Origin of the sequence: Streptococcus suis, assembly GCF_029616525.1 — a bacterium.
Lineage (GTDB): Bacteria > Bacillota > Bacilli > Lactobacillales > Streptococcaceae > Streptococcus > Streptococcus suis_AF.
Map to the genome: position 1 here is coordinate 22,708 of NZ_JANFME010000002.1, position 15,534 is coordinate 38,241.

At 41.1% G+C, this 15,534-nt stretch carries 17 protein-coding genes; 9 read left to right on the plus strand and 8 right to left on the minus strand.

All coding sequences use genetic code 11. The features are described 5' to 3' along the window. Position 1: 1 nt before the first annotated feature. From pbp2x to rsmH, 3 genes are read right to left on the minus strand one after another with little or no spacing between them, the layout of a single operon-like run. Positions 2-2,251 (minus strand): penicillin-binding protein PBP2X, encoded by a 2,250-nt coding sequence (pbp2x, locus tag NOL38_RS00995; RefSeq protein WP_277941115.1) that lies wholly within the window; start codon positions 2,249-2,251, stop codon positions 2-4. Continuing rightward, positions 2,251-2,574, minus strand: coding sequence for a cell division protein FtsL (ftsL, locus tag NOL38_RS01000; protein WP_012027653.1), 324 nt, complete (start codon positions 2,572-2,574; stop codon positions 2,251-2,253). The genes pbp2x and ftsL overlap by 1 nt, the downstream gene beginning before the upstream one ends. Positions 2,575-2,584: 10 nt before the next feature. Further along, positions 2,585-3,535, minus strand: a complete 951-nt coding sequence (gene rsmH / locus NOL38_RS01005; protein ID WP_172090431.1) for a 16S rRNA (cytosine(1402)-N(4))-methyltransferase RsmH — start codon at positions 3,533-3,535, stop codon at positions 2,585-2,587. Between the two features lie 267 nt (positions 3,536-3,802). On the opposite strand from rsmH, the gene NOL38_RS01010 reads away from it, so the two are divergent. The 6 genes from NOL38_RS01010 to NOL38_RS01035 are packed head-to-tail and all read left to right on the plus strand — an operon-like array spanning position 3,803 to position 6,473. Further along, entirely contained in the window at positions 3,803-3,991 is a 189-nt protein-coding gene (locus NOL38_RS01010) for a helix-turn-helix transcriptional regulator (protein WP_002942681.1), read from the plus strand. Positions 3,992-4,004: 13 nt separating this feature from the next. Further along, positions 4,005-4,205 carry a hypothetical protein gene (locus tag NOL38_RS01015; protein ID WP_024393877.1) on the plus strand — a complete coding sequence of 67 codons (201 nt, stop codon included), beginning with the start codon at positions 4,005-4,007 and terminating at the stop codon, positions 4,203-4,205. Positions 4,206-4,215: 10 nt separating this feature from the next. After that, on the plus strand, positions 4,216-5,298 hold the full coding sequence (locus tag NOL38_RS01020; protein ID WP_277941116.1) for a DUF3278 domain-containing protein: 1,083 nt from the start codon (positions 4,216-4,218) through the stop codon (positions 5,296-5,298). A gap of 12 nt (positions 5,299-5,310) precedes the next feature. Beyond that, positions 5,311-5,655: an MFS transporter gene (locus NOL38_RS01025; RefSeq protein WP_277941117.1), complete on the plus strand. Its 345-nt coding sequence runs from the start codon at positions 5,311-5,313 to the stop codon at positions 5,653-5,655. Then, positions 5,645-5,992, plus strand: coding sequence for a hypothetical protein (locus NOL38_RS01030; RefSeq protein ID WP_044676248.1), 348 nt, complete (start codon positions 5,645-5,647; stop codon positions 5,990-5,992). The genes NOL38_RS01025 and NOL38_RS01030 overlap by 11 nt, the downstream gene beginning before the upstream one ends. Positions 5,993-6,044: 52 nt before the next feature. Beyond that, entirely contained in the window at positions 6,045-6,473 is a 429-nt protein-coding gene (locus tag NOL38_RS01035; protein WP_024381704.1) for a NusG domain II-containing protein, read from the plus strand. A gap of 307 nt (positions 6,474-6,780) precedes the next feature. Here the strand turns inward: NOL38_RS01035 and menA are convergent, their stop codons facing one another. From menA to NOL38_RS01060, 5 genes are all read right to left on the minus strand, one after another. Beyond that, on the minus strand, positions 6,781-7,737 hold the full coding sequence (gene menA, locus NOL38_RS01040; protein WP_277941118.1) for a 1,4-dihydroxy-2-naphthoate polyprenyltransferase: 957 nt from the start codon (positions 7,735-7,737) through the stop codon (positions 6,781-6,783). Next, on the minus strand, positions 7,730-8,779 hold the full coding sequence (locus tag NOL38_RS01045) for an FAD:protein FMN transferase (protein ID WP_277941119.1): 1,050 nt from the start codon (positions 8,777-8,779) through the stop codon (positions 7,730-7,732). Before NOL38_RS01045 ends, menA begins: the two co-directional genes overlap by 8 nt. A 73-nt stretch (positions 8,780-8,852) precedes the next feature. Continuing rightward, positions 8,853-9,341, minus strand: a complete 489-nt coding sequence (locus tag NOL38_RS01050; RefSeq protein ID WP_277941120.1) for an FMN-binding protein — start codon at positions 9,339-9,341, stop codon at positions 8,853-8,855. A 76-nt stretch (positions 9,342-9,417) separates the two neighbouring features. After that, positions 9,418-10,407 (minus strand): polyprenyl synthetase family protein, encoded by a 990-nt coding sequence (locus NOL38_RS01055; protein ID WP_277941121.1) that lies wholly within the window; start codon positions 10,405-10,407, stop codon positions 9,418-9,420. A gap of 18 nt (positions 10,408-10,425) precedes the next feature. Beyond that, positions 10,426-12,318 (minus strand): NAD(P)/FAD-dependent oxidoreductase, encoded by a 1,893-nt coding sequence (locus tag NOL38_RS01060; RefSeq protein WP_172064501.1) that lies wholly within the window; start codon positions 12,316-12,318, stop codon positions 10,426-10,428. Positions 12,319-12,500: 182 nt separating this feature from the next. Here NOL38_RS01060 and NOL38_RS01065 point away from each other — a divergent pair, with 182 nt between their 5' ends. The 3 genes from NOL38_RS01065 to NOL38_RS01075 all read left to right on the plus strand — a co-directional run bounded on the left by NOL38_RS01065 (position 12,501) and on the right by NOL38_RS01075 (position 15,329). After that, positions 12,501-13,040 (plus strand): Gx transporter family protein, encoded by a 540-nt coding sequence (locus NOL38_RS01065; protein WP_024382894.1) that lies wholly within the window; start codon positions 12,501-12,503, stop codon positions 13,038-13,040. Between the two features lie 262 nt (positions 13,041-13,302). Continuing rightward, the gene (locus NOL38_RS01070; protein ID WP_002938011.1) at positions 13,303-14,652 is read left to right on the plus strand and encodes a TrkH family potassium uptake protein; all 1,350 of its coding nucleotides are present in this window, start codon (positions 13,303-13,305) and stop codon (positions 14,650-14,652) included. Between the two features lie 11 nt (positions 14,653-14,663). Continuing rightward, positions 14,664-15,329, plus strand: coding sequence for a potassium channel family protein (locus NOL38_RS01075; RefSeq protein ID WP_014638537.1), 666 nt, complete (start codon positions 14,664-14,666; stop codon positions 15,327-15,329). The last annotated feature ends 205 nt before the right edge of the window (positions 15,330-15,534 follow it).

A 15,534-nucleotide genomic window follows, 5' to 3' on the forward strand; every position in this document is an offset into this window, starting at 1 on the left:
ATTAGTCTCCTAATGTAACTGTAATATTCTTAGTTTTGTTTAGCTTTGTACCAACTTCGACACTTTGATCAATAACTTTCGCCCCCTGACCTTCATAGGTCACTTCAATGCCGGTCCATTCAGCAATCAAGTCCATATTCTCTTTTGTAACAGCGTACAAATCCGGCATCTCTTCAAATTTGTTAGTTAGCAAGAGTACCTGTTGATTAGCTGATACTGCGGTCCCCTTCTCTACAGAAGCCTGCTTGATTTCAGAACCATTCCCCAGAATGACTGGTTGCACTAGATTTCGACGTAATTCTTCTGCTGTTTCACCAGGTGCCTTACCGACAATATCTGGCAACTTATATTCCGTCTCATTTGTCAAGAGTGAGAGATTAGAGGCTGGCACATCTAAATTTAAATTATCTTTTAGTAGCATAGCTTCTTTCAAAGTCGGGCTTACAATAGTATTCCACGATAAGACACTCAATACTTCTGGTTGACGAATAGTCACATACATGATAAATTCTGGATCCTCAGCAGGAATCATGGCTACTACTGAGTTAGTATAGGCTCCTTTTATGTAGCCTAGACCATCTTCACTTGCAATCTCCGCAGATCCTGATTTCATGGCAATATCATAGCCTTCAACCTGAATAGCCGGTCCTTGTAAATCGTGAGAATATAAGGTACCAAAGACTGGGTCCGTTCCAACATTTATCATATACCCTAAGGTAGCATCTGCCGCCTGCTCTGAGACTGGATTTCCGATTTCTTCTTTCGTCGCAATTCTCACTGAATCAGAATTTGGATTGTAGAGAGCAGAAATAAACTTCGGCTCCAACATAATTCCGTTATTTGCAATGGCTGAGAAGCTTCGAAGCATTTGAACTTGGTTAGCTGAAATACCTTGACCAAAAGTTGACATTGCGATTGTGACAATATTGTCTTCCGGAACTAAGCCGGGTGCTTCATCTCCCATTCCGAAACGCGTTGGATAGCCATAACGAAATTTTGTCAGGTAATTTAGCCATTTTTCGTCACCCATTTCTTGTTGTAACAAAGTCATTCCGACGTTACTTGAGAGTGAAAAACCCTGAGCAAAATTTAACGTAACAGCTGATTGGCCAGCGTTTAAAGTCCAGTCATTGATTTTTGCGTCTGCAATTACGTATTCATTATTTGTGTAATATGCATTTGGATCAAATGTACCATTATCAATTGCAGAAGCTACTGTCAAAACCTTCATGGTTGATCCCGGCTCAAAGGCTTCTTGGTAAAGTAACGAACGCTCTAGCAAACCTTCCTCACCAAGACCTTCTTTGGTATCCGAATCATAACTTGGACGTTGTGTGGTCGCTAAAATTTCTCCTGTCTTGGCAGAAACAAGTGTTGCGTTTGCATACTTACCTTTTGCCGTATCAAAGAATGTATTCATATTGGTTTCTAAGGAACGTTGTAAATCTGCCGAAATTGTTGTATATACATCTTGGCCATTAACCGTTTCTTGTTCGACAGATTCCGTACCAGGCAGTACCCTACCTTGACTATCTTTTTCATAGATAACCTTACCATCTTGACCTGCAAGGATGTCATTCAAATAATATTCCATCCCACTCATACCTTGAAGACTATGACTACCATCCTTATTTTCAATTAAGTTAGCCAAGCCAACAAAAATTGAGGCAAAATTTCCATTCGGATACATCCGTCCTGGACTAGCATTAAAGGCAATCCCTTCAATACCTGCCGCCTTCATCTCTTCTTGGATTGAGGACATCGTACTATAGGAGATATTCTTACCTAAGGTCCCAAAGTATACCTGCTTCAGTTCAGGTTGATTCAGCTGCTCCATAACATAATCTGTCTCCATTCCGAGATGCTTTTTAAAGATTTCTGCTACTTTGCTGAACTGAGAAGACTGCACATATAAAACTTTTTTCAGTTCTGACACATATTCTGTGTCAATGATTGCATAGACTGTATAGGTCGTTGAATCTTCTGCAATAGGAATTCCTGTACGGTCGTATATCGTCCCCCGTTTAGCTTGAACGGTAACTTCACGCTGGTGTACCGCATCAGCTCTCTCTGACAAGTCCACCCCAAATTTACTATCGGTGCCGATAATATAGGCAAAGTTGATTAAAAAGAGAAAAAAGACGAAAACCGTCAAAAGAAGTAGACTCTGTCCTACTCTTCGACGATTTTTTGACGGAACATATCGTTTTTTCAAGACATACCGCAAGAGTTTATTATTTCTTCTGGGCATTATTCGGCTACTCCAATATTGTCATTATTAAAAGTTAATCCAGCTTTTTCAGCAATTTCCATCAAGCGAGCTGAACGTGTCAATTCATTGACAGCTTGCTTAGCATCGTTGATTTCAATCTGTTTTTGGCTAATATCTTGATTGACTTTGGCCATGCTAGATTGAAGTTGCAAAAGCCGCGTTTGCATAAAGATAATTCCTATCGCAAGGGCTAATCCAGATAATACGATGCTTGAATAGAAGGCTTTTTCTACACGTGTGAAGGTTCTAATTTTATCACCGATAACCCGCATAGTGGCTTCTCTACGTTTTTCTTGCAACATAGACTCTCTCCTATTTATGTACTTTCTTAGCTACACGCAGTTTGGCTGAATGCGCACGATTATTATCTTCTAGCTCCTCTTGACTTGGCAAAATCGGCTTACGATTGACCAATTCAAGTGGCGCCTTCAAGTCGTCTGGAATAAATGGCAAACCTTTTGGAACATCAATCGTACTTGCTTCCTTAAAGAGTTGTTTGGTCAGACGATCTTCTAAGGAATGGAAAGTAATAACAGAAATTCGTCCATCCAGAGCCAATAAGTCAATGGCCTGCTGGATAGATTCGTCTGCTGCTCCCAACTCATCGTTGACCTCAATCCGAATAGCTTGGAAAATCTGCTTAGCAGGATGCCCCTTCTTCTTAAGTTCCTTGGCTGGCTTGGCAGATTTGATCAGCTCTGCCAACTCAGTCGTTGTTTCAATCGGCTTGACCGCACGCGCCTGTTCAATCTTACGAGCAATCTGCTTGGAAAATTTATCCTCACCGTATTTAAAGAAAATCCGTACCAAGTCGTGATAGTCATAGTTATTGACCACATCATAAGCCGTCAAATGTCCATCACGGTTCATCCGCATATCAAGTGGCGCATCTTGTTTGTAAGAAAAGCCACGCTCCCGCTCATCCAACTGTGGACTAGATACTCCTAAATCATAACAAATCCCATCAATCTCTGTTACACCTAGCTCCGCCAAGCGAGTCTTGAGATTGCGAAAATTATCCCTGATAAAGGTCACTTGTCCTTTTTCAATGTAGGATGCCAAGCGAATATGGGCATGATCAATAGCAGTCTGATCCTGATCAAAGGCATAAAGATGCCCCCCATCCGTCAACTGACTGAGCAGATACTCACTATGCCCTGCTCCACCCAGCGTTGCATCTACATAAATTCCATTTGGTTTGATGTCTAACATATCGACTGTCTCATGCAAGAGAACAGTTGTGTGATTAAATTCCTTGGTCATATCTTTTCTATTGTACCACAAATTAAAATAAAAAGTTGTTGCAAACTTTTTACAAAAAAACTGTCAAATATAGTTGACAACTTATATGAACAGGTATATACTAACAGTAAAGAAACATGTCACATATAGTTGACATCAACAGGGAGGTCTCCCACATTTTTTTACAACCAACTGTCGCATATAATTGACATCGTGCCTAAGGATAGCTAGTCTATCCTCTCTCTTTACAATAGAGTGTCGCATATATTTTACACGAAAGGAGAACCCATGAACCGTGTCAAAGATTACCGCCTACTGCTAGGGATTTCCCAGCTGGATCTGGCCAAGGCCATCGGCGTATCCAGGCAGACCATCAATATGATTGAAAACAACAAGTACAACCCCTCGCTAGACCTCTGTATCAACCTAGCCAAGGCTTTACAGACCGATCTCAATAGTCTCTTTTGGAATGAATAGAAAGGAAAATATCATGAAAAAGAATATACGTCAAGCTCTTATCTCTACCCTTATTTTTATCCCTCTCTTTGTCCTCTTTCAGCTTTGGGGCAATAGCGGAGCAGACATCTTGCACACCATCAGCCAAGCAAAATTTTGGCTACAATTGCTGATTGCTGGGACCATCTACTTCTTAGGCTTTGTTTACATCTTACCATTGTTCGATCAAAAATAAGGAGCTGCTTATGAAAAAAGAAACCTTTCAAGATAAATTAATCAAACGATTTTACGGTATCGCGGGGCCCTTGGATGAATTTCGCAAAAAAGAAGCCTTCCGTCTAGGCAATACCTGCTTTATCCTGCTCTTTTGGGCCACCATGGCTCTCACCCTACTGGCACTTGCCTTATCCAAACGATTCCCAGAAGTCGTTGCATTTGGCTATCCCGTTGCCCTGCTCCTAAGCTATCTAGCGACTAGTACCTACATCATGTTTAAACTGCGTAACAGTCAAGTGGACAGTTTAGATGTAGAAGAGCTGACTACCAAGGAACAAAAGCAGCTCAAGGGAGCAAGTATCAAATTCGCCCTCTATTTCACTACCGTTATGTACATTTGGGCTGTTGTTTTTGGTGCCTGGATGGATGGGCTCAACCCGCTCGACCATTTATTTGACTTCCGAAAATTCCTAGCAGCCTGTCTAGGTGGTATTTTCACGGGCATTACTCTTGAAATCATGTTACGCAAACGCATGAAAAAGGCAGAAAAACTAACTGTCAGCTCTGCTATTGCCAAAGAAGAACCCAAGTGGATCCAGAATATGATTAAACGTTTTTATGGTATCCGCGGTCCTTTAGACGAATACCGACGGGCCGAGGCTGATGCTATCGGTGGACAGGCCTTTATCTACTACTTCTACTTCCTTGCTCTTGGAAATGCTGTCGCCTACTTCCTAGCTATCCGCTATCCTGTGGAGGTGGCTACTTACTATCCAATGATCATTGCCTTCTTCAGTATTATCCTAATTGGTATCGTTAATATGCGCACCCTCCATGCTGACCTATCTCAATATGACGTGGACGAACTAAGTCCTGAGGAAAAACAAGGACAGACCCTCAATCCACTGGTTTTGGGACTGGGAGTTGCCCTGCTATCTAGCCTCTTTGCTGGGCTGGCAGACCTCTTTAGCCTCCAGCTTCCCCTACTGGCTTCCATCTTCCACGTAAAATCCCTCCTCTTCGGTGGCATGATGGGCCTCTTTGCCAGTCTAGCCCTGTCTGCCCTTGCCTATCTGCAAAAATTGGAGGCAGACACGACCAAGAAAAAATAAGGACCTAACGCCATGAATAAAACTTTTACACCCAAACAAACCTGTCGATTCTTTGTTCTATTTTATGGTTTATTTTCTGCCTTCTTCATCTACTCTTACATGGTCAATGAGCCGATTAACGGTTCATTCTTGCTCATGCTACCGACCATCCAAATCATCAAATCCTATCAAACAGCAGAAGAAAAACGCTACTTTATCATTCAAGCCATCTTTGCCCTGTTTGCCATGACCTTGACCTATTCCGTGGGCATTTGGCTAGGACATGCCAAACCACTTATCCTCATCCTTCCTGCTGGATTTGCTGCCGCTATTCTTTATCGGATTTATTTCAAAAAGGAGAAAACAGATGAACGTTGACAACCCGAAATTCATACTCACTTTGATTGTTCTCTCCTATACAACAATTTGTAGCCTGTATATACATAGCTACCTTACTGGGGACAATCCACCAATCTTTATCTTACCGTTCACTATACTTCCAATCTTGAATAGTGACTGGCAAACTACCAGTCCAGAATCAAATGCTGTCCAAGAAGCTATCCATCTTTATCGTAAACCACTGCTCTGGTTTCTCTTTGCAGGTTTTGCCCTAACTTTCTCCATTGTATTTTTCGCTGGAAAAATTCAGCCACTTCATGCTGGATTTTGGGGAATGTTAGCCATCCTACTCTTCTTTAGACAATTGAAAAAGTAATCTGTATCCAACATTTTACAAAGTAGTATTTTTTCTATAAAATAGATTCTATATGACATTCAAATCCATTCTCAAACAACTCAAACTATTTGATTATATCTTAATCGGATTCACCCTAGTTTTATCCTTTCTTCCAGCAATTTTTACCTACACACATCTGACTACAGATGCAAATGAGGCAAAAACAATTGCCTATGTCCGCATCAATGGTGAGGTGGTCGACCAATTTGAATTATCAAAGGACACACCACATCAAGAAAAAACCTACTACCCCAATGATGGGCAATACAATATCATTGAAGTTGATGGCGAACGCATTCGAGTCAAGGAAGACAATAGCCCAGACCAAATTGCCGTTATGACCAGCTGGATAAGCCAGCCGGGTCAGCTCTCCGTCTGTCTGCCCCATAATCTCTTGATTGAAATCAAATCCGTCGGCGGAGAAAGCACTGATGAAGAAGAACTCATTTTACCACTATAGTCTTTTAGTTTACTTTTAGTACTAGCTCCAAAGGTTTGGGAAATCTTTGGAGGTTGGAGATAAAGCGAACTCTGTTCGCATCAAAAGCCGCAGGCATAACTCAATGCTTTCTTATTTCTAGGCATTAACTTGAAACAGTCCCCCAGACTGTTTCAATCAGGCAAGGCGAGTTCAAATACTCCAGTGGAGTGTTTGAAGTTGGAAATTAGGAAACAATGTTTCCTCGCTCGTCGAAGTAATAAAAGAAAAACTAAATGACGATATAACAAAGAAGACACAGCCAGATGAACGACTGTGTCTTTCCTTTTTAGAAAATAAGGGCTAAAGCAAGTATCACCACATATAACAGCGCAAAGAGTACAAAACTCTTTACTGCCTCGATAAAGGTTTCCCGTTTGACTTGCTTTTTCAAAAATGTTTCTAGACTCTTATAAGCAGGCCAAACTCCGATTAAACCGGCCAGTGCCCAAATTGGTAAGAATCCTATCAGACAGTAGATTATCCACAGCAACCATGGTAAACTTGCCAAGACAAAATACAATTTAAGAGCATTTTTCTTGCCAATATAGTAAACCAGAGTATAACGATGGTTGCGAATATCTTCCTCTAAATCACAGGTGTTGTTAGCCAACATGATATTGGCAATCAAGGTTACCAGAGGAATGGACATGAAAATAATTTCTATTATTTTTGTCCAAGAAAATTGCAAGGTCATCCACTGACCGCTCACTTGGCTGGTCAGTAGCAAACCTGGTTGCTGAATAAATACAGCAAGAAAGAAGATGCCGAATCCCATGGTTACTCCAGAGAAAACTTCACCCAGTGGCATTCTCGAAAGCGGAATAGGTCCAAAGGTATAGAAGATACCAATGAGGAAACAGAGAGCTCCCATCGGTAGGAGGAGCCAACTGGTCCGCCATACAAGGAGTAATGAAACCAGTAGAGAAAAAATAAGTAGGGCAAGGACGATTCCAATCATCTGACGAAAATCTAGGGAGAATTTTCCAATCACATTGCTTTCCTGACGATAGATTTCATCTTTGGCCTTGTGGTAATCCATGCTATTGTTGATGGCAGTTGTACACATGTCAAAGCTGAGTACGGCGAGAACGAACAAAAATGTATTGAGCCAATTGAATGCTTGATAGCGATACAGACTCCATAAAATCCCCAGGGTCATGGGAAATACACTGGCAACTTTAGTTTTAAGTTCAACAAATTCTAGAAATACAGGCAAACTGAGCCCTTTAGTTGATTTATTCATTGACAAGATGATACTCCTCATTCGTTAATTCAAAGCTTTCTTTCAAGCCATCACTCAGATGAACCCCCTGCTCCTTATCGATGAAAACAGCTTCTACACCGTCAATCTGATTGATAAAGTCAAGACCTTTTTCCACACCTAGTAAGAAGAGAGTTGTGGATAAGGCATCTCCTTGGATAGATGTTTTGGAAAAGACTGTCACACCTGAAATATCGTTTTCCACAGGATAGCCAGTTTTGGGATCAAGAATATGGTGATATTTGACACCGTCCACCTCTAAGTAGCGCTCATAAATACCTGAGGTAACAACCGAATCATGTGTCCCTGGCACAGAACCGACCGTTGATCCACGCACTTGGTCTGGGTCTTGAACTCCAACATTCCAACCATTTTGTGTCGTTGGCGAATCCCCCATAACCACTACATTCCCACCTAGATTGATGATAGCAGTCGTAATCCCTTTGCTGGCAAACAATTCTCTAACCTTATCTGCAATGTAACCTTTGGAAATGGCTCCTAATTCTAGCGTCATTCCTTCTTTGATAAAGACAGTCTTCTTCTCCTTATCTAAAGCAATGTCTTTATAATTGATAAATGGCAGAGCAGCTTTGATTTCCTCATCACTCGGCTTACGTGCATCCTCATCTCCAATTTTCCACAGATTGCTCACAGCTCCAACGGAAATGTCAAATAAGCCCTGACTTTCCTCACTCATCTCAATAGCTGTTTCAATCACTTCAAAGGTACGTTCATCAACCTTGACAGCTTCTTTTCCTGCTGCCTGATTGATGCGGTAGACATCTGCCCCTTCCAAGTTTGTGGACAACAAACTTTCCATCTCCTTGATATAGGAAATAGCTTCATCCATCACTTCTTCCTGATCCTCATGATAAATACTCAACTGCACTACTGTGTGAAGTAAGCTTTCACTACGAGTCAACGGAGTTTTCACAACAGATAGACTTTCATTTTGATTACCACCACAGGCAACAAGCAAAATAGTCACTAAGCTAAACAGTAACAAACCTAATATTTTTTTCATTATCTCACCTTTCTAATAGAAAAAACACAGTAACCAGCCTAGGGCTACTGTGCCTACATTCTACTGACCGATATTAGTCAAGCGTGATGGTGTCTGTATTACCTTCTTCAGCAGCTTTCAAAAGTGCTTCTGTCGATTTAATGAAGTTTTCAGATGTACTTGTCGCACCAGATACTACTTCTACATCAGCACTTTGTGCAGCAAGTAACTCTTCATCAAGTTTATCTGTTGCTTCAGCAGATGATACACCTGATTTTTCTTTCATAGTAGTATTGTATTCTGCATTTTCTGATTTCAAATTACCATCTTTGTCTTCATAATCTGCAGTTGATGCTGTGATTTTTCCACCTTCAATGGTAATTTCATGCACAAATTTCCATCCACGTTCATCATAGCCAGTTTCAGCTTTATAAGTACCATCTTTCCAAGTTGATGAAGTTGATTCAGAAGCTGAAGAAGATGACGAAGTAGTTGAAGAACTACTGCTTGAACCACATGCTACCAAGGTGAGGGCAGCACCAAGAACCACCAAACTTTTTAAGACAACTTTAGTTGTTTTCATAACAATACTCCTTTTGTTATTAAATAGTTTATATGTATAATGATATACCTAATTAAAGAAAATGTCTAGTCATTTTTTAAAAATATTGACTAAAAACAGTTTTGACAACACTCTCCAATGGTTGGATAGAAGATCGATCAAGTCTATCTAAATAACTTCTCATTTTTCTCAGATAAGCTGTAAGTAATCCTTCGGTTTTCGCAAGTGCATTCGTTGCAAACAACCTTTCTGTTATCACTTCCAAGTCCTCTTGATTTGGAGATTGGATGTAGCTCTGTAAGAGCTGACGAATAGAATTATCTTCTTGCATCGCAAATAATAGAGGAGCAGTATAGATACCATTTTGAATATCTTGAAGTCTAGGCTTTCCAGACTCCTCAACTTCTAATTGATAGTCAATCAGATCATCACGAATTTGAAAAGCCATACCAAGTGCTTGACCTACCCGAAAGGCTAATTTACTTTCTTTTTTAGATTGACCTTGTACAAAACTCCCAAGTTGGCAAGAAAGACCAAATAGAAAGGCTGTTTTACCTTGTATTTGCTTGAGATAAGTCTTCATCGTCATATTGGCGTCAAATTGATTAATTAGCTGTGATAGTTCCCCTCGAAGAATTGTTTCCATCAGCTTATCATTGCCCAAATCCAAATCATCTTGTGAAATATCTAGAAAACGAAGACCTTTTCCAAGTAAGCGACCAGAGTAGGCCAGAAGATAATCCCCTGTATAGATAGCAATTCGATTAGAAAATTGTTGATGAGCCGCCTCTACTCCTCGTCTTTTATCTGCTCCATCAATCACATCGTCATGAATCAGAGTAGCAAGATGCAAAACCTCCAGATGAGCGGCAAAGTAGAGCTTTGAACGGCTTATTTCTCCTTCCGACAGTTGTGCAAAGAGTAGGCAGAGACCCGCACGTAAGTATTTTCCAGGGGCCTCCACATATTCAACAACCTTGGACTTAATGGCAGGATGTAAGACCATCATTTCAGTTAGAATAATCTTCTTAACCTCTTTCAAACCCCGTTTTACATCAGGATATGCATTCCAAATTTGATGTACCACTAACTTTCTATATTTCCTTTATTTTTTATCCTTGATACGGTAAATATGCTTCGGCTTTCCATAAATCTTCTTGTCTAGGAAACGACCCAACCACGGCATAATCCAGTAGTCTAGACCGAATGCTCTACCCGCACCATTCATAAGAGAAATAGCTGCTGGGATGAACCAAATATTTACCCAGTAGAACATGCCTGACAGGCTGAACATAACTACCAAAGCAACGGTTGCAGCAGATACAATCCATACAAAGGCACCAGCAATCAAAGCCAGACCGATACCGATTTCTGCTACTGTCATAAATTTTTGCATAAAGAGTGCTACTTCTTGGTTTGGCATCATAAATTCCATGATAGTAGCAAACCAATCAGGCATTTTGTCCAAAACAGCCATCGGTGCTTCACCATAGGCATAGCTCAAACCAAAAATTGGTTCAGCTGCTTCTGCCGCAGCAGTTGCCGCTTGTGAGGCACTTGAAACCGCCTCAGCAGCAGATGCACCAGATACTGGATCAGCTAACCAAGGGAATGGGAAGACAACTTGATCCCCAAACCATGATGTTGTTCCAAATAGACCAAAGGCTTTCTTGATACCTTCGTAGAGCCATACTGAACCATAAAGGACACGCATTGGCACAGACCAGAGAAGATTTCCTTTGCCTGAAGTATGACCGCCAAAAATGTTTCGCTTATTCTGAATGTCAAAGAATTCATGACGAACATAAGAACCCATGTAGAAGAAACTACGGATAGTAAAGAAGTAGAGTAGGTTTACCATGTGTTTGACAGCCATTGCCATAAAGCCTGACATGTGGTATTTGTCCATCAAGAAGGCTACACCGTAGCGTGCTCCAATAGATACCATAAACCCATCATATTTACCTTTGTAGCTATGTTTTTCGCCACCCTTGATTGCTGCAATAATATTACTTGCCGCAGTATGGCCTGTCTGTTCAGCTGCTTGTACAATCTGTGGAGTTGGTTTTCCTTCTGATTCTTCAAAGTAAACCAAGTCGCCAGCTATATAGACATTTTCCTTGCCTTTCGCTTCCATGAACTCATTGGCTACCAAACGACCTGCACGCGCTTTCTCAATGCCAAATTCACTTGCATCCGTATTTGCTTGAACACCAGCTGTCCAAATAGAGGTATAGGTAGGAATTTGACGACCTGATGAAAGTGTCAAGCTATCTTCTTGTACACTTGCTACACCATCGCCAAGAACCAATTCAACACCTTTTTTCTCAAGGTATTTGCGAGCCTTGACTTGCTCTTTTTCAGTAACCATAGCCAAGATATTTGGCGTTGCCTCAACAACCTTAAGTGAGAATTCTTTTGGATCCAACTTGAACTCACGCGCCAAGATTGGTACCCAGTCAATCAACTCACCAATCATCTCAATACCTGTGAAGCCAGCACCGATAACGGTAAAGGTTAAAAGAGCGCGACGTTTGGCTTCATCATGTTCACGCATGGCACGATAGCAAGCATCAATCATGTGGTCATGCAAACGTTCTGCTGCTTCGATAGACCAAAGTGTAAAACCGTGTTCTTTAACACCTTTCACACCAAAGTCATTAGCCTCACCACCCATTGCAAGGAGCAGGTAATCGAAATCCAGAGTTTGGTGTTCCGCAACTACTTGTTTCTTATCGTAGTCAATCTCAACAACCTTGTCTGTTACCAATTGAACCTTTGGATATTTTTTAAAGATACGTTGAAGGTCATACTTGATTGCATTTGCTTCCACACGCCCAGCTGCAACTTCATGCAACTCTGTCATATAGGTATGGAAAGAGTTCTTATCAATCAAGGTAACTGTTACATCTTGATCCTTTTTAAACGTTTTTCCTAACAATCGAGCTGCTGCAATCCCTGCATAACCAGCACCGACAATCACAATATTTTTCGTCACAATGTTTCCTCCTTGTGAAAATCAAAACAAATTACATGTTTCCATTATACCGTATTCCAAGATAGTTGACAAGCAAATTTCAATAATTAGTAATATACAACAAACAAAACTTGCCATAGAGAACAAAAACAAGTATGATAGTAAAATAGATAATCGACTAGAAAGAGTTTTTCTCTACACACATGAATTCTAAACGTCAAACACTTAACTTTATTACAATGCTGGCAGCTCAGGCAGTTGTCATTTCTTTGATTGAACGACTCATCACCCCCCCATTTGCCTTTGCTCCAGGTGCCAAGCTAGGACTGGGAAATTTGATTAGCTTAATTGCTATTTTTACCCTCCCTACAAAGGATAGCCTAAAGGTTGTCGCACTACGCTTGCTCATATCAACCTTTCTGGGAGGCACCTTTTCAACCTTCCTCTATGGCTTTGCCGGAACTACTTTGAGTTATGTAGGAATGCTCTCTGCCAAGCAACTCGGTCCAAAACGTGTCAGTCCTATTGGAATTTCTATTCTGGGTGGGATGTTGCACAATCTTGGTCAGCTTCTTGTTTTTGCTACCATCGCCCGTTCTTTCTATGTACTAAACTACCTACCAATCCTCGCTTTTACAGGAATTTTATCAGGCTTATTGGTCGGACTGGCTGCTACCTACCTCCTCCAAAAGGTCGGACCTTTACGTCACTATCATCAACAAGTCTTAGCAGAATGGAAATAAATCTCCCTAGGTCAACTAAGGAGATTCTTTTTATGGTCCGCACCACTTTTTCATTACCCATAATAATTTCCCCATAATCCTGATGTCACAAGTAAAATGAGCCACCCCATGTAAACACCACTTATAAAATCCATGGTAATAAAAAATAATGAAGCTTTCAAGAAGAGAAAAAATCAGGTTCTTTGCGTGTTTTAGTCGTACATTTTCTTTCTTTTATGCTACAATATCTTCATCTTTTATTTTTTTGAGAAAAGGTAGAATTATGTCACCATTTAGGATCAAACTTTCTCCCAGTCAGCGAATCATTATCAGTTTCTTATTCGTGATTCTGACTGGATCAATTTTACTAAGTCTTCCCATCTCACAAATTAGCACCTCTACAGCAAGTTATTGGGATCATCTCTTCACATCTGTCTCCATGGTTTGTGTGACAGGGCTATTTACCAAAGCCGTCGCTGAAACCTATTCTACTTTTGGACAGATTATCTGTATGATGCTAATCCAAATTGGTGGTTTGAGCTTGATAGGATTCATCGGTCTCTTCGCTTTACGCGGTGGTCGTAAAATGAACTTCATCAATATGGCGACCTTACAAGAGGCTCTAAACCGATCTGACACAAAATATTTTCGTAACTTCCTCAAATCAGCTTTTGGTTTTACCTTGGCGGTCGAAGCCTTTGGAGCCCTCTTACTGTCCTTTCATTTTGTACCTGAATTTGGATGGGCAAGAGGTTTATTTACCTCGATTTTCGTAGCTATATCAGCCTTTTGTAATGCTGGTTTTGATAATTTTGGCGCAACTAGCATCATGCGCTATGTGGATAATCCTCTAATCAACATAACATTAGCCAGTCTCATTATTATGGGAGGTCTTGGATTCTCGGTTTGGTTTGACCTTCAGACACAAATCGGGCAAAAACGTAGCCTACGAAAACTAGGGTTCCATACAAAGATTGTTCTAGGCCTAACAGCCATTATACTAACCCTCGGAACTCTGACTACCTTACTCACCGAATGGAATAACCCTTCTACTATCGGGCAACTATCATTTGGTCATAAATTATTAGCCAGCTTTTTCCAAACGGTCACCATGCGAACCGCTGGTTTTGCCAGTATCGACTACACGAAGGCTGAACCAATCACCCTCTTGCTCTATATCTTTCAGATGATGCTTGGCGGAGCCCCAGGTGGAACAGCCGGCGGTATTAAAATAACCGCCTTCCTAACCTTAGTACTCTACGCTCGTAGTGAAATTCTCGGTCTCCCTCATACCAACTTTATGGGACGAACCATTGATAACCTCAGCATCCGCAAAGCTTTTGCGACATTCTCTGTCTTCCTGCTTATGTTTATCATAGGACTCTTCGCACTTGCCTTAACAGATGACCGACAACCACTTCTATTTTTAATGTTCGAGGTCATGTCAGCATTAGCCACTGTGGGGGTTACAGCAAATCTGACTCCAAGCCTAACCATGGCCGGTCAAGCAGTCATTATGGCGCTCATGTTCTTCGGCCGTATCGGTCCACTTTCTATTCTCGCAAGCCTTTCTGTTCGAAAATTATCTAAAACCGAAAGTCTTCAATACGCAAAATCATCTATGCTTGTTTAAAAGGAGAAATCATGCCAAACTATACTATCGGAATTCTCGGCCTGGGAGTTTTTGGTACTACCATTGCAAAAACATTACACAATTACGATTGCAATATCATTGCTATTGATAATCATGAGCAACGTATCAATCATCTAGAGCCTATTCTCACGCGCGGTATTGTCGGAGACATTACCGATCGCTCGCTCCTACGTGCAGCAGGAATCGGTAACTGCGATGCTGTTGTTGTAGCTACTGGCGAAAACTTGGAATCCAGTGTCCTTGCTGTTATGCATAGCAAGGTCCTAGGCGTCCCTATGGTCATTGCCAAAGTCAAAGGAACAACTGCGAAAGAAGTCCTTCTCCGTGTTGGGGCTGACAAGGTTATTTCTCCCGAACGCGAAACAGGTATTTCCCTAGCCAAACAATTACTCCACCGCGATACAACCAGCCTCTTTGAGCTCGAAGGCAATGTTTCCATTGTCGAGTTTCACCCGCCAGTAAAATGGATTGGCAAAACACTCGGCGAATTAAAACTCCGCCAACACTATAAACTCAATATTATCGGTTACCGAAGTGGCGAAAATCAGGAATTAAACATCCAACTGACTCCGGACTATGTCTTCAAATCTGACGAACTCATCTTAGCAGTAACAGACCATAACACTGTCGATCATTTTGAAGAACTGACAAATTAATACTCAATGAAAATCAAAAACAGACTAGCTCCAAAGGTTTGGGAAACCTTTGGAGGTTGGAGATAGGGCGAACGTAGTTCGTTACTACTTACGCAGATAGAACCCTGTTACTATTTTGTTTCAAGGTAACAGGCTGAAAGGCTCCACTGGAGCCTTTCACTCATCAAATCAAGTCAACAACGTCTGATTTTGATTTTCGAAGAGT